Origin of the sequence: Bacillus sp. FSL P2-0069 (assembly GCF_038593315.1) — a bacterium.
In the GTDB taxonomy this organism is placed as follows: Bacteria; Bacillota; Bacilli; order Bacillales; family Bacillaceae; genus Bacillus; species Bacillus safensis.
Genome location: NZ_CP151984.1, coordinates 79323 through 94657 on the forward strand (window position 1 = coordinate 79323; position 15335 = coordinate 94657).

14 protein-coding genes and 1 rRNA gene are annotated in these 15335 nt (G+C 43.6%); all 15 read left to right on the plus strand.

Annotated elements, in window-relative coordinates; all coding sequences use genetic code 11:
- Positions 1–89 precede the first annotated feature (89 nt).
- The 15 genes from ftsH to NSQ34_RS00495 all read left to right on the plus strand — a co-directional run bounded on the left by ftsH (position 90) and on the right by NSQ34_RS00495 (position 15197).
- On the plus strand, positions 90–1991 hold the full coding sequence (gene ftsH / locus NSQ34_RS00425) for an ATP-dependent zinc metalloprotease FtsH (RefSeq protein WP_034284252.1): 1902 nt from the start codon (positions 90–92) through the stop codon (positions 1989–1991).
- Positions 1992–2153: 162 nt separating this feature from the next.
- A complete protein-coding gene (locus NSQ34_RS00430) occupies positions 2154–2930 on the plus strand; it encodes a type III pantothenate kinase (protein ID WP_024427185.1) in 777 nt (258 codons plus the stop codon).
- A gap of 14 nt (positions 2931–2944) precedes the next feature.
- Positions 2945–3820 (plus strand): Hsp33 family molecular chaperone HslO, encoded by an 876-nt coding sequence (hslO, locus tag NSQ34_RS00435; RefSeq protein WP_268456651.1) that lies wholly within the window; start codon positions 2945–2947, stop codon positions 3818–3820.
- A gap of 46 nt (positions 3821–3866) precedes the next feature.
- On the plus strand, positions 3867–4775 hold the full coding sequence (locus NSQ34_RS00440; RefSeq protein ID WP_061109550.1) for a peptidyl-prolyl cis-trans isomerase: 909 nt from the start codon (positions 3867–3869) through the stop codon (positions 4773–4775).
- A gap of 77 nt (positions 4776–4852) precedes the next feature.
- Positions 4853–5776 carry a cysteine synthase A gene (cysK, locus tag NSQ34_RS00445; protein ID WP_024425655.1) on the plus strand — a complete coding sequence of 308 codons (924 nt, stop codon included), beginning with the start codon at positions 4853–4855 and terminating at the stop codon, positions 5774–5776.
- 124 nt (positions 5777–5900) lie between these two features.
- On the plus strand, positions 5901–7319 hold the full coding sequence (locus NSQ34_RS00450) for an anthranilate synthase component I family protein (RefSeq protein ID WP_251232707.1): 1419 nt from the start codon (positions 5901–5903) through the stop codon (positions 7317–7319).
- Between the two features lie 13 nt (positions 7320–7332).
- A complete protein-coding gene (pabA, locus tag NSQ34_RS00455; RefSeq protein WP_024425656.1) occupies positions 7333–7926 on the plus strand; it encodes an aminodeoxychorismate/anthranilate synthase component II in 594 nt (197 codons plus the stop codon).
- Positions 7923–8771: an aminodeoxychorismate lyase gene (gene pabC, locus NSQ34_RS00460; protein WP_041115235.1), complete on the plus strand. Its 849-nt coding sequence runs from the start codon at positions 7923–7925 to the stop codon at positions 8769–8771. Before pabA ends, pabC begins: the two co-directional genes overlap by 4 nt.
- Positions 8772–8780: 9 nt before the next feature.
- Complete coding sequence (folP, locus tag NSQ34_RS00465) at positions 8781–9638, plus strand: dihydropteroate synthase (RefSeq protein WP_075621315.1); 858 nt, start codon at positions 8781–8783, stop codon at positions 9636–9638.
- A complete protein-coding gene (folB, locus tag NSQ34_RS00470; RefSeq protein WP_024425659.1) occupies positions 9631–9993 on the plus strand; it encodes a dihydroneopterin aldolase in 363 nt (120 codons plus the stop codon). Before folP ends, folB begins: the two co-directional genes overlap by 8 nt.
- Complete coding sequence (gene folK, locus NSQ34_RS00475; RefSeq protein ID WP_024425660.1) at positions 9990–10493, plus strand: 2-amino-4-hydroxy-6-hydroxymethyldihydropteridine diphosphokinase; 504 nt, start codon at positions 9990–9992, stop codon at positions 10491–10493. The genes folB and folK overlap by 4 nt, the downstream gene beginning before the upstream one ends.
- Positions 10445–10678: a helix-turn-helix transcriptional regulator gene (locus NSQ34_RS00480; protein ID WP_024425661.1), complete on the plus strand. Its 234-nt coding sequence runs from the start codon at positions 10445–10447 to the stop codon at positions 10676–10678. Before folK ends, NSQ34_RS00480 begins: the two co-directional genes overlap by 49 nt.
- Positions 10671–11672 carry a tRNA dihydrouridine synthase DusB gene (gene dusB / locus NSQ34_RS00485; RefSeq protein WP_024425662.1) on the plus strand — a complete coding sequence of 334 codons (1002 nt, stop codon included), beginning with the start codon at positions 10671–10673 and terminating at the stop codon, positions 11670–11672. Before NSQ34_RS00480 ends, dusB begins: the two co-directional genes overlap by 8 nt.
- Before the next feature lie 90 nt (positions 11673–11762).
- Positions 11763–13262, plus strand: coding sequence for a lysine--tRNA ligase (lysS, locus tag NSQ34_RS00490; RefSeq protein ID WP_034284259.1), 1500 nt, complete (start codon positions 11763–11765; stop codon positions 13260–13262).
- Between the two features lie 386 nt (positions 13263–13648).
- Positions 13649–15197 (plus strand): 16S ribosomal RNA (locus NSQ34_RS00495).
- Positions 15198–15335: the final 138 nt, after the last annotated feature.

A 15335-nucleotide genomic window follows, 5' to 3' on the forward strand; every position in this document is an offset into this window, starting at 1 on the left:
TACGTATACATGAGGTTATTGGTTGTGTTGGAATGATTTTCTATGATACTATTGAACATAGTTGTGCTTACTGTGGGAGGAGGTAAGGAATGAATCGGGTTTTTCGTAATACGATTTTTTATATACTTATTTTATTACTTGTGATAGGGGTCGTCAGTTGGTTAGGATCCCCAAATCAAAAGCCTGAGAACATGTCTTACAGCAAATTTTCGCAAAATCTAAGTGCGGGAAAAGTGGAGAGTATCTCCATTCAGCCTGTAAGAGGGGTTTATGAAATTCGTGGTCAATTAGATGGCGCGAAGAAAGATCAATACTTCATTACCCATGTTCCAGATGGTCAAGGTGTTGACCAAATTTACAGTGCACTGAAGAATACAGATGTAAAAGTAGAACCAGCACCTGAAACAAATGGATGGCTGCAAGTTCTGACAACCATCATTCCGTTTATCATCATCTTTATCCTGTTCTTCTTCTTATTGAACCAAGCTCAGGGCGGCGGAAGCCGAGTCATGAACTTTGGTAAGAGTAAGGCGAAGCTTTACACAGAAGAGAAGAAACGTGTGAAATTTAAAGATGTTGCCGGTGCAGATGAAGAGAAGCAAGAGCTTGTAGAAGTGGTTGAATTCCTGAAGGATCCACGTAAATTTGCGGAGCTTGGCGCAAGAATCCCTAAAGGGGTTTTACTAGTAGGACCTCCAGGTACAGGTAAAACATTGCTTGCGAGAGCATCTGCAGGAGAAGCAGGCGTTCCTTTCTTCAGCATCAGTGGTTCTGACTTCGTCGAGATGTTCGTCGGTGTCGGTGCATCACGTGTACGTGATTTATTCGAAAATGCGAAAAAGAATGCACCTTGCTTAATCTTTATTGATGAGATTGATGCAGTGGGTCGTCAGCGTGGAGCCGGTCTTGGCGGCGGTCATGACGAGCGTGAACAAACGCTTAACCAGCTTCTTGTTGAAATGGATGGTTTTAGTGCCAACGAAGGTATTATTATCATTGCTGCGACGAACCGTGCAGATATTCTAGACCCTGCATTGCTGCGTCCGGGACGTTTTGACCGTCAAATTACGGTTGACCGCCCAGATGTTATTGGCCGTGAAGAAGTACTGAAAGTTCATGCGAAAAACAAACCGCTTGACGAGTCAGTCAACTTAAAAGCCATTGCAAGCAGAACACCAGGGTTCTCTGGAGCAGATCTTGAGAACTTACTAAACGAAGCAGCACTTGTTGCTGCCCGTCAAAACAAAAAGAAAATCGATATGCGTGATATCGATGAAGCGACTGACCGTGTCATCGCTGGGCCGGCGAAGAAAAGCCGCGTCATTTCGAAGAAAGAACGTAATATCGTGGCTTACCATGAAGCAGGTCATACCGTCATTGGTCTTATCCTAGACGAAGCGGACATGGTGCATAAAGTAACGATCGTTCCTCGTGGTCAGGCAGGCGGATATGCGGTCATGCTTCCAAGAGAAGACCGTTATTTCCAAACGAAGCCAGAGCTTCTTGATAAAATTGTCGGCTTGCTCGGCGGTCGTGTTGCAGAGGAAATTACGTTTGGCGAAGTAAGTACAGGCGCTCACAACGACTTCCAGCGTGCAACAGGCATTGCAAGAAGAATGGTTACAGAGTTCGGTATGTCTGATAAACTTGGTCCGCTTCAATTCGGTCAATCACAAGGAGGTCAAGTATTCCTTGGCCGTGATTTCAACAATGAGCCGAATTACAGTGAAGCGATCGCTTACGAAATTGACCAAGAAGTTCAGCGTTTCATTAAGGAGAGCTACGAACGTGCGAAGCAAATTCTCACTGAGAATAAAGATAAGCTAGAAATCATCGCACAGGCCCTTCTAGAAGTTGAAACATTAGATGCTGAGCAAATTAAATCTCTTTACGAAACTGGAAAGCTTCCAGAGCGTGTATACGCAGATGACGAAGAGAAAAACGATGATGTGAAAGTAAACATCAAGAAAAAAGAAGATGAGGAGATCTAATCTCCTTCTGTGAAAGCTGCCGGGATCACCGGCAGCTTTTTTTATTTCGATTCATGAATGGATCGGTTTCGAATTGTTTACAAATGGAACTCAATTCGTGTATGGTATGATAGAAAGTCGAAAAATGCTCTTTTTGAGAAACTATTCAAAGTGGTGATGAAGTTGTTACTCGTGATAGATGTAGGAAACACAAATACCGTTTTAGGTGTTTATCATAATGGCGATCTAAACTACCATTGGCGAATTGAAACAAGCCGTCATAAAACAGAAGATGAATTTGGTATGTCCATCAGGGCTTTATTCGATTATGTGGGGCTGATGTTTGACCAAATAGAAGGGATTATCATCTCGTCTGTTGTCCCGCCTATGATGTTCGCACTTGAAAGAATGTGCGAAAAGTATTTTCACATAACACCCCAAATTGTAGGGCCTGGAATGAAGACTGGTTTAAACATTATGTGTGACAATCCAAAGGAAGTCGGGGCAGATCGAATTGTCAATGCAGTAGCAGCCATTCACCTATATGGGGCGCCTCTTATTGTGGTAGACTTTGGAACAGCAACAACCTACTGTTATATCAATGAACAAAAACAATACATGGGTGGAGCGATTGCACCGGGTATTACCATTTCAACTGAGGCTTTATATACAAGAGCGGCGAAGCTGCCGAGAATTGAAATTGTCCGTCCAGATCACATTGTTGGAAAAAACACCATCAGTGCGATGCAATCCGGCATCCTTTATGGATATGTTGGCCAAGTCGAGGGAATAGTGAAACGGATGAAGCAGCAAGCCAAACAAACACCGAAAGTCATTGCAACAGGCGGTTTGTCTACATTGATAGGAAATGAATCAGACTGTATTGATATTGTCGATCCGTTCCTCACATTAAAAGGATTGCAGCTCATTTATGAACGTAATCGTGTCGGTGTATTATAGGAGGTTTAAATCAAATGGATTACTTAGTTAAAGCGTTAGCATATGACGGAAAAGTCCGTGCATATGCTGCAAACACAACAGATACAATCAACGAAGCACAAAGAAGACATCATACGTGGCCGACTGCATCAGCAGCCATCGGCAGAACGATGACAGCAACAGTCATGATGGGTGCTATGCTGAAAGGTGAGAATAAGCTAACTGTCAAAATAGAAGGCGGTGGACCAATCGGCGCCATTATTGCTGATGGAAATGCAAAAGGCCAGGTACGAGGATATGTCTCAAACCCACAAGTTCACTTTGACTTAAATGAACATGGCAAGCTGGATGTGAGACGTGCAGTCGGAACATCTGGAACGTTAAGTGTTGTCAAAGATATCGGGCTGAAGGACCACTTTACAGGACAAACGGAAATCGTCTCAGGTGAAATTGGAGATGACTTCACTTATTATCTTGTTTCTTCTGAGCAAGTGCCTTCCTCTGTAGGCGTAGGTGTCCTTGTCAATCCAGATAATTCGATCCTCGCAGCAGGCGGTTTCATTATTCAATTGCTGCCTGGTACAGACGATGCTGTCATTGAAAGACTAGAAAAGCGCCTGTCAACCATTGAACCAATCTCTAAACTCATTGAAAAAGGGATGACATCAGAACAAATATTAGAAGAAGTACTCGGTGAAAAGCCTCAAATTTTAGAAACTGTACCCGTCGAATTTTCTTGTAACTGCTCAAAAGAACGGTTTGCAAATGGCATTATCAGCCTAGGAAAAGCCGAAATTGATGATATGATTGAACAAGACGGACAAGCAGAAGCTCAATGCCATTTTTGTAACGAAACGTATGTATTTACAAAAGAAGAGCTAGAAGAGCTACGTGAAGAATTAACCCGCTAAGCTCTAAGCAGCGGGTTTTCTTTTTAGAATGGAAAGGAGACGAAAGATGAGACTAAAAGCAAGAGTGGTATGGACATTTATCCTCGTGTTGCTCATGATTAATACCGTTGTCATTGCATATGTATTAACAAAGTCACAAATGTCACAGGCTTCTTCTAACGGAAAGAGCGGTGAAGAAATTGCGTCAATTGGAAAAGAGAAGGTGACGCGTCAAGAATGGCTAAAGAAAATGGAAGACCGCTACGGAAAGGCGACACTTGAGCAAATGATCAATCAAAAGGTGGTCAATCAGCTTGCCAAGCAAAACAAGCTGGAAGTGTCTTCAAAAGAGATCAATCGTGAATTGCTTATGCTCAAAGCGGTGTCTAATAATTTCTATGAAGATGGACATACAAGTGAGAAGGAATGGAAAGAACAGATTCGTTATCAAATTTTATTAGAGCAGCTTTTAACAAGAGATGCCGTCGTTTCTGAAAAAGAAGCGAAATCGTTTTATGAAAAAAACAAGGACTTATATCAATATGATGATTCATACCGCATTCGCCATATCGTCGTGAAGACAAAGAGCGAGGCTGAAAATGTATTAAAAGATTTAAAAGGTGGGTCTAGCTTCGAAGCCGTAGCAGCTGAACGTTCAATCGACCGTTACACCTCACCATACGGCGGAGATCTTGGATTTGTGACAGAAGAGCAGGAAAGTATCCCGGCCCTATACATACAAGAAGCTCAAAAGCTTCAGCCAGATGAATGGACGAAAGAACCGATTCAGACCAAAAACGGGTATGCCATTATTCAGTTAAAAGAAAAATTAAATGGCCGCTCTTTCTCCTACGAAGAAGTCAAAGATCAGATTAAAAGGCAGATCGCTATGGAAGATCTAGGTGAAAAGGCGAATGTCAAAACCCTGTGGAAAGAAGCAAAAGTCACATGGTTTTACGATGGCGAGCAGGACTAAAAGCATTGACAAAATTTTTTGAAATTGATAATTTAATATTAATACAATAAAATTACTCGGAGATAGAGGTGTTAGTGATGGCTCGTATTGCAAATTCAGTTTTTGAACTAATAGGAAATACACCAGTCGTTAAATTAAACCGTTTAGTAGATGAAGACAGTGCGGATGTCTACTTGAAACTTGAATATATGAACCCGGGCAGCAGTGTCAAAGATCGTATTGCTTTAGCGATGATCGAAGATGCTGAAGCAAAAGGAACATTAAAAGCCGGCGATACGCTTATTGAACCAACAAGCGGAAACACAGGAATCGGCCTTGCAATGGTAGCGGCTGCTAAAGGAATTAACGCGATTTTGGTTATGCCGGACACAATGAGTCAGGAGCGCCGCAACCTTTTACGCGCTTATGGTGCGGAGCTTGTCTTAACACCAGGTGCAGAAGGAATGAAAGGTGCCATCAAAAAAGCAGAAGAATTGGCAGAGGAGCATGGTTACTTCATGCCTCAGCAATTTAGCAACGAAGCCAATGCGGAGATTCACCGTCGTACAACTGGGAAAGAAATCCTTGAACAATTTGACGGCGAGCTTGATGCATTTATTGCAGGTGTTGGTACGGGCGGTACGATTACAGGTGCTGGTGAAGTCCTAAAAGAAGCCATCCCATCCATCCAGCTTTATGCAGTAGAGCCGACAGATTCCCCTGTATTGTCAGGCGGGAAGCCGGGTCCGCATAAAATTCAAGGAATTGGAGCAGGTTTCGTTCCTTCAATCTTGAACACAGAAATATATGACGGCATCATCCAAGTGAAAAACGAAGATGCATTTGAGCTTGCAAGAAAAGCAGCGAAAGAAGAAGGAATTCTTGGCGGTATTTCTTCAGGAGCAGCTATTTACGCAGCGCTTCAAACAGCGAAGAAGCTTGGTAAAGGGAAAAAGGTTCTCGCCATCATCCCAAGTAATGGAGAGCGTTACCTCAGTACACCTCTTTATCAATTCGATTAAACCAATCACCCCAGCATTTGCTGGGGTTTTTTCATGAATTCTGAAGATGGAAAGCAAATACTGTTTTCTAAATAAATTGGATTGCATTACAATAAGATTAATGAAAATGAAAAAGGATGATAACATGACACAACGCAGGCCGATGGGCATCAAAATTCCTTTTACGAAAGATGCATTCTTGAAAAGATACGAACAATTAACTGCTCGTGAAACACATCATGTGCTTCTTGAAAGTGCGCGCGGCGGTTCATATAGCATCGCTGGTATTCACCCGATCGCTAAAGCGAAGGGGAAAGATGGGATGACGACCATCCATTATCAAGATGAGGTGCTGTTCAAAGAAGGTGATCCATTCAGAGCGTTTACGGATTGGTTTCAAACCCTTCAAACCGAAACGAACGACGAATACCCCGACTTTCAAGGCGGAGCGATTGGGTTTTTAAGCTACGATTATGCTAGATACATCGAGCATTTTAAGATGCTGGCAATTGACGACCTTAAAACACCAGACCTTTATTTCCTCGTATTTAACGATGTTGCAGTCTTTGATCATGAAGAAAACGCGCTGTGGCTGATCACGCACATAGAGGAAGCGGAATCAGGGAGTGAAGCGAACCAAAGGCTTGAAGAATGGAAGCGAAAATGGACAAGCTCTTCAGAAGAATCAGCACAATCACCTGTCAATGAATCTTCCACAGAATTTGTACCAGCAGCACCTTTCACTGAAGAAACCTTTGGGGAAGCAGTAGAGAAAATTAAGCAATATATCGCAAACGGTGATGTGTTCCAAGTGAACTTATCCATCAGACAAGATGAACAGCTTCACACTCACCCGTATAATTTATACAAAACGTTACGTCAAGTAAATCCATCTCCTTATATGTCTTACCTGCATACGCCTGACTTCCAGATTGTTTGTGGATCTCCAGAGCTGCTTATTAAGAAAAAAGGAACTCAGCTAGAAACAAGACCAATTGCCGGAACAAGATCACGAGGCAAAGACGACGCTGAGGATCAAGCGCTGGCAAAAGAGCTCATTGAAAATGAAAAAGAACGCGCAGAGCATGTGATGCTCGTTGATCTTGAGCGGAATGATCTTGGACGCGTATCCACTTATGGATCCGTAAAAGTGAACGAATTTATGGCGATTGAGAAATATTCGCACGTGATGCATATTGTATCCAATGTACAAGGAGAGCTGCGTGATGAATGTGACGCGGTAGATGTCATGAGAGCTGTATTCCCAGGTGGAACGATTACAGGTGCTCCAAAAGTGAGGACGATGGAAATCATAGAAGAACTTGAGCCAACAAGACGTGGGCTTTATACTGGATCTATAGGCTGGTTTGGATTCAATCAAGATATGCACTTTAATATCGTCATTCGTACTGCGTATTGTACAGAAGGAAAAGCCTTTATGCAGTCAGGTGCGGGGATCGTCATAGATTCTGTCCCTAAACACGAATATAAAGAATCGATTAAAAAAGCCTATGCAGTGAAAAAAGCATTACAGCTGAGCAAAGAAGAGACTATTTTGAGTTAGAGGTGAGCAGAGTATGATTTTAATGATTGATAATTATGATTCATTTACGTACAACCTGGTCCAGTATTTAGGTGAGCTTGGAGAAGAATTGATCGTGAAACGGAATGATCAAGTAACCATTCAAGAAATTGAAGAGCTCAAGCCGGATTTTCTCATGATTTCTCCAGGACCATGCAGTCCTGATGAAGCGGGTATTAGTATGGAGGCGATCAAGCACTTTGCAGGAAGCATTCCAATCTTCGGTGTGTGTCTAGGTCACCAATCCATCGCGCAAGTCTTTGGCGGGGATGTCGTTCGAGCAGAGCGCCTAATGCACGGTAAAACGTCAGAGATTAAACATGATGGAAAAGGTGTTTTCACAGGACTTCAAAATCCGCTCGTCGCAACGAGATATCATTCATTAATTGTCAAAAACGAGACGCTGCCAGAGTGCTTTGACGCAACAGCCAGCACAAAGGAAGGCGAGCTCATGGCGATTCGTCATAAAGAACTGCCGATTGAAAGTGTGCAATTCCATCCTGAATCGATTATGACGTCCTTCGGAAAAGAAATGCTGAAAAATTTCATTGAAACCTATCGTAAAAAGGGGCATGAAGTAAACGCATGATCATTTATCTGAACGGTCAGTATATAGAGGAGAAAGACGCGACTCTTTCTCCTTTTGATCATGGTTTTCTATATGGCATCGGTGTATTCGAAACATTTACCAGCCTGGCAGGACAAGTCTTCCTGTTAGATTGGCATCTTGAAAGGCTCAATCAATCATTACGTGACCTTTGCATCGAATCCACAATAGAGAAACCATTTGTACTCGACATCATTCATACTTTACTAAATAAAAACCAAATAGCCGGCGGCCATGCGAGAATTCGCTTGAATGTTTCTGCGGGCAGAGGCAATGGGTTTTCTGCAGACCCTTATGAAGAGCCTGTCGTTTTTGTCATGATCTCTCCATTCCGTCCAGAATCTATTTTGGATGAGAAAAAGGGAGTCATTCTTCAAACAAGAAGAAATACACCAGAAGGACCAAAACGCCTCAAGTCTCATCACTATATGAACAACCTGCTCGCGAAAAGAGAAGTGGGGAACGACCCGGCGTTAGAAGGCATCTTTTTAACAAAAGAAGATGATGTGGCAGAAGGCATTACCTCGAATGTATTTTGGCGAAAAGATGATGTGGTCTATACACCGTCACTTGATACAGGCATTTTAAATGGGGTCACTCGTCGATACTGTATGGAAACGCTCCACGCGATGGGGGTCTCGCTAAAGGAAGGACGATACCCAGTCTCACATTTGCTCTCAGCTGATGAGGCATGGATGACCAATTCTGTTCAGGGAGTTGTACCTTTCGGGTGTATAGGAGACATCCACTTGCTCAAAAACAGCCGGACCATCTCAACAAAGTTAAGAATGCAATACACAAAAGAACGTCAAGACCATAAAGAGTAGGTGGACACAATGACACAACAATTGATAAAACAGCCTAAAATCATTCAGGCCAAGCATCACACCCTTAGCTATGAAGAAAAGACATTGGTCATGGGCATTTTAAATGTCACTCCTGACTCTTTTTCAGATGGAGGAAAGTTTAATCAAGTAGATAAAGCGCTGGCTCATGCAGCGCAGCTGATAGAAGACGGGGCGCATATTATTGATATTGGCGGAGAATCGACTCGCCCAGGAGCGGCACTTGTCTCGGAAGAAGAGGAGCTTTCAAGGGTTATTCCTGTCATTGAGAAAATCACAAAAGAATTAGATATCCCTATCTCTATTGATACGTATAAAGCCCGTGTTGCAGATGAAGCGGTGAAAGCTGGAGCCTCTATCATTAATGATGTATGGGGAGCGAAGGCAGATCCCCAAATGGCACATGTGGCGGCGAAGCACAATGTCCCAATCATTTTAATGCACAATCGACCAGAACGAAACTACACACATCTGATTTCAGATATGATCGCCGATTTGAAAGAAAGTGTCCAAATTGCCCAGCAAGCGGGTGTCCGTGATGACATGATCATATTAGATCCAGGTGTAGGATTTGCGAAAAATAAAGAGGACAACCTGAAGGTCATGAATGAACTCGAACATTTTTGTCACCTTGGGTATCCACTGCTGCTGGCTACATCTCGAAAACGATTCATTGGTGCTGTCTTAGACCTGCCGCCTGAAGAACGTACTGAAGGAACAGGTGCGACGGTCTGCCTTGGGATTCAAAAGGGCAGTGCGATGGTCCGTGTACATGATGTAAAAGAAATAGCAAGAATGGCAAAAATGATGGATGCCATGCTGAATAAGGGAGGCGCTTATCATCGATAAAGTATATGTAAACGGAATGGAATTTTACGGGTACCACGGTGTATTTGCAGAAGAAAATAAATTAGGGCAGCGATTCCGCGTGGACTTAACAGCTTCACTTGATTTAAGTAAAGCCGGACAAACTGATGACCTCAATGAGACCATCAACTATGCAGAGCTTTACCAAATCTGCAAAAGCATTGTAGAAGGCGAGCCGGTCAATCTTGTTGAAACACTGACAGAAAGAATTGCAAACCAAGTGTTAAAGGACTTTCCGACAGTTCAGGAATGTACAGTGAAGGTGATCAAACCAGATCCCCCAATTCCAGGACATTATCAGTCCGTTGCAATTGAAATGACGAGATCGCGCACATGAACAATACAGCATACATCGCATTAGGCTCAAACATAGGTAAAAAAGAAACCTATTTAAAAGAAGCCGTCAAAAAACTGCATGAACATCCAGAGGTTCAAGTGGAATTAATCTCATCGATATATGAAACAGCACCTGTAGGCTATGAAAACCAAGATGACTTTTTAAACATGGCCGTGAAAATTACCACTTCACTTCGTCCGGAGGAACTACTGTCTCTTACTCAGAAAATCGAGCAGGAGTTAGGCAGAACAAGAGAAGTGAGATGGGGACCGCGAACGGCTGACCTTGACATTTTACTTTATAATCGTGAAAATATTGAAACAGAACAACTTGTAGTGCCGCATCCCAGAATGTACGAACGTTTATTCGTTCTTGTCCCGATGAGTGAGATTTGCCCAGAAATCGGCGAAGTACAAATAAATGCCGTAACAGACCAAGAAGGTGTAAGCATATGGAAAAAGACATGTGGGGTAGAAGAATTCGTGCATACCGAAAGCTAAAAGGGTATACTCAGGAAGGGTTCGCGAAAAGACTAGGCATCTCTGTCTCTGTCTTAGGAGAAATTGAGCGAGGCAATCGATTACCAACAAACCAATTGGTTGGTCAAATAGCAGATGCTTTAAATATAACGGTGGAAGAACTTTCGCCAATTCTTGAAGAAGAAAGGAGGGGGAAAAATGTTTAAAATCGGGGATATCGAGATTAAAAACAAAGTAGTGCTCGCACCAATGGCTGGTGTGTGCAACTCTGCCTTCAGACTGACGGTGAAAGAGTTTGGAGCGGGCTTAGTCTGCGCTGAAATGGTCAGTGACAAAGCGATCCTGATCAACAACGCGAGAACAATGGGTATGCTATACATTGATGAACGGGAAAAGCCTTTGAGCCTTCAGATATTTGGAGGGGAAAAAGACACACTCGTCGAAGCGGCAAAGTTCGTAGACCAGAATACCACAGCTGATATTATTGATATCAACATGGGCTGTCCTGTACCAAAAATTACGAAATGTGATGCAGGAGCGAAATGGCTCCTTGATCCAAACAAGATTTATGAAATGGTCTCTGCTGTCGTAGAAGCTGTAGACAAACCAGTTACAGTGAAAATGAGAATGGGCTGGGACGAAGATCATATCTTTGCTATCGACAATGCCCGTGCTGTTGAACGAGCTGGTGGACAAGCGGTTGCGCTTCACGGACGGACACGCGTGCAAATGTACGAAGGAACAGCGAATTGGGATATTATAAAAGAGGTTAAACAATCTGTATCAATTCCTGTCATCGGCAATGGCGATGTCAAAACCCCTCAAGATGCAAAACGTATGCTTGATGAAACAGGTGTGGACGCTGTTATGATCGGAAGAGCCGCACTTGGAAACCCGTGGATGATTTATCGAACGGTTCATTATTTAGAAACGGGTGAACTGAAAGAAGAGCCAAACGTGCGTGAGAAAATGTCAGTGTGCAAACTTCACTTAGACAGACTCATTGACCTGAAAGGCGAGCATGTCGCTGTTAGAGAAATGAGAAAGCATGCAGCATGGTACTTAAAAGGGGTCCGCGGCAACGCTGACGTAAGAAACCAAATCAATCAAAGTGAAACGAGAGCGGAGCTTGTACAAGTTCTTGATGACTTTACGATCGAAGCCGAGGCAAAAGAGCTTCAAAGTATAAAAGTAGGATAAGACTATCTTTCTTTTTGTAGCTCACTGCTAGTGCATGTACTGGCAGTTTTTCTGCTTTTCTCTGCAAAATACATTATTGGAGTGATATAAATGAGTAATGAAGGGCTTAATAACGAAGAATTAAATGACCAATTCCAGGTCAGACGTGACAAAATGAATAAAATGAGAGAAGAGGGTATCGATCCATTCGGTGAACGATATGACCGTTCTCATCAATCTGCGCAAATTATCGCTGAATATGACGAGTTTTCTAAAGAAGACTTAGAAGGAAAAGCGGCTCAAGTAACAATTGCTGGTCGTATGATGACAAAGCGCGGAAAAGGAAAAGCTGGCTTTGCGCATATTCAAGACCTAGAAGGACAAATTCAAATCTATGTTCGTAAAGATAGTGTAGGGGAAGAAGCTTATGAATTATTCAAAAGCTCAGACCTAGGCGATATCATTGGTGTAACAGGAACTGTTTTTAAAACTAATGTAGGAGAACTTTCTATTAAAGCGACTAGCTTTGAGGTTCTGACAAAAGCACTTCGCCCGCTTCCTGATAAATATCATGGATTAAAAGATGTTGAACAACGCTATCGTCAGCGCTACCTGGACCTCATTGTAAATCCAGAAAGTAAGCAGACGTTTATTATGCGAAGCAAAATCATTCAATCCATGAGAAGATACTTAGATTCTAAAGGATACTTAGAAGTTGAAACACCAACAATGCACAGCATTCCTGGTGGTGCATCGGCGCGTCCTTTCATTACTCATCACAATGCACTTGATATGCCGCTTTATATGCGTATTGCGATCGAGCTGCACTTAAAACGCCTAATTGTCGGTGGTCTAGAGAAAGTATACGAGATTGGCCGCGTTTTCCGTAACGAAGGTGTATCAACTCGCCACAACCCAGAATTCACTATGATTGAGCTGTATGAAGCATACGCAGACTACAAAGACATCATGAATCTGACTGAAAACTTGATTGCTCATATTGCCCAAGAGGTGCTGGGAACAACAACCATTCAATATGGAGAAGATGAAATTGATCTCAAGCCTGAATGGAAGAGACTGCATATGGTTGAAGCAGTCAAAGAAGCAACAGGTGTAGACTTCTGGCAGGAGATGTCTGTAGAAGAAGCAAAACAGCATGCTGCTGATCATGGTGTTGAAATCACGAAAAATATGACAGTAGGTCATATTATCAATGAGTTCTTCGAGCAAAAAGTAGAAGAAACATTGGTTCAGCCTACATTCATTTACGGACATCCAGTGGAGATTTCTCCATTAGCTAAGAAAAATCCTGAAGACCCTCGCTTCACAGATCGCTTTGAGCTGTTTATCGTACGCCGTGAGCATGCAAATGCATTCACAGAGCTAAACGATCCAATTGATCAAAGAGAACGCTTTGAAGCTCAATTAAAAGAACGTGAAGAAGGAAATGACGAAGCACACCTAATGGATGACGATTTTGTTGAAGCATTAGAATACGGCATGCCTCCAACAGGTGGTTTAGGAATCGGGATCGACCGATTAATCATGCTTTTAACAAATTCTCCGTCAATTAGAGATGTACTGCTTTTCCCGCAAATGAGAAACCGCTAATACATTAATCAAAGCGCCATTTTATCTATGGCGCTTTTTATTTTCATAAAATGAAACTTTTTTTAAAAAAACTATTGCAAGGAAAGAATCCAGATGGTATATTATTATTCGTTGCCGCAAAACAGCAACGAGGTTAAAAAAAGAAATTGAAAAAAGTTCTTGACTTTAACTGACGCAAAATGTTAAGATATTAAAGTCGCTTACGAGCGATAACGAAAATGATCTTTGAAAACTAAACAAGACAAAACGTACCTGTTAATTCGAGTTTTTATAAAAAAATCCTATGATACTTCATAGGTAGTCAGTCAAACTGGCGAGGCAGGAAATGATCACATGCTAAGTTCGCTACATCGTGTAGCAACGCATGTGTGATATGCATCCTGCATACCTCGGAGAGTTTGATCCTGGCTCAGGACGAACGCTGGCGGCGTGCCTAATACATGCAAGTCGAGCGGACAGAAGGGAGCTTGCTCCCGGATGTTAGCGGCGGACGGGTGAGTAACACGTGGGTAACCTGCCTGTAAGACTGGGATAACTCCGGGAAACCGGAGCTAATACCGGATAGTTCCTTGAACCGCATGGTTCAAGGATGAAAGACGGTTTCGGCTGTCACTTACAGATGGACCCGCGGCGCATTAGCTAGTTGGTGGGGTAATGGCTCACCAAGGCGACGATGCGTAGCCGACCTGAGAGGGTGATCGGCCACACTGGGACTGAGACACGGCCCAGACTCCTACGGGAGGCAGCAGTAGGGAATCTTCCGCAATGGACGAAAGTCTGACGGAGCAACGCCGCGTGAGTGATGAAGGTTTTCGGATCGTAAAGCTCTGTTGTTAGGGAAGAACAAGTGCGAGAGTAACTGCTCGCACCTTGACGGTACCTAACCAGAAAGCCACGGCTAACTACGTGCCAGCAGCCGCGGTAATACGTAGGTGGCAAGCGTTGTCCGGAATTATTGGGCGTAAAGGGCTCGCAGGCGGTTTCTTAAGTCTGATGTGAAAGCCCCCGGCTCAACCGGGGAGGGTCATTGGAAACTGGGAAACTTGAGTGCAGAAGAGGAGAGTGGAATTCCACGTGTAGCGGTGAAATGCGTAGAGATGTGGAGGAACACCAGTGGCGAAGGCGACTCTCTGGTCTGTAACTGACGCTGAGGAGCGAAAGCGTGGGGAGCGAACAGGATTAGATACCCTGGTAGTCCACGCCGTAAACGATGAGTGCTAAGTGTTAGGGGGTTTCCGCCCCTTAGTGCTGCAGCTAACGCATTAAGCACTCCGCCTGGGGAGTACGGTCGCAAGACTGAAACTCAAAGGAATTGACGGGGGCCCGCACAAGCGGTGGAGCATGTGGTTTAATTCGAAGCAACGCGAAGAACCTTACCAGGTCTTGACATCCTCTGACAACCCTAGAGATAGGGCTTTCCCTTCGGGGACAGAGTGACAGGTGGTGCATGGTTGTCGTCAGCTCGTGTCGTGAGATGTTGGGTTAAGTCCCGCAACGAGCGCAACCCTTGATCTTAGTTGCCAGCATTCAGTTGGGCACTCTAAGGTGACTGCCGGTGACAAACCGGAGGAAGGTGGGGATGACGTCAAATCATCATGCCCCTTATGACCTGGGCTACACACGTGCTACAATGGACAGAACAAAGGGCTGCAAGACCGCAAGGTTTAGCCAATCCCATAAATCTGTTCTCAGTTCGGATCGCAGTCTGCAACTCGACTGCGTGAAGCTGGAATCGCTAGTAATCGCGGATCAGCATGCCGCGGTGAATACGTTCCCGGGCCTTGTACACACCGCCCGTCACACCACGAGAGTTTGCAACACCCGAAGTCGGTGAGGTAACCTTTATGGAGCCAGCCGCCGAAGGTGGGGCAGATGATTGGGGTGAAGTCGTAACAAGGTAGCCGTATCGGAAGGTGCGGCTGGATCACCTCCTTTCTAAGGATATATGGAGCAGCGTACGTTTTCGTCTTGTTTAGTTTTGAAGGATCATTCCTTCAAAACATGTCTCTAGCGAGACAGGATTGTTCTTTGAAAACTAGATAACAATAAGTAATACATTCACATTGAATGCAA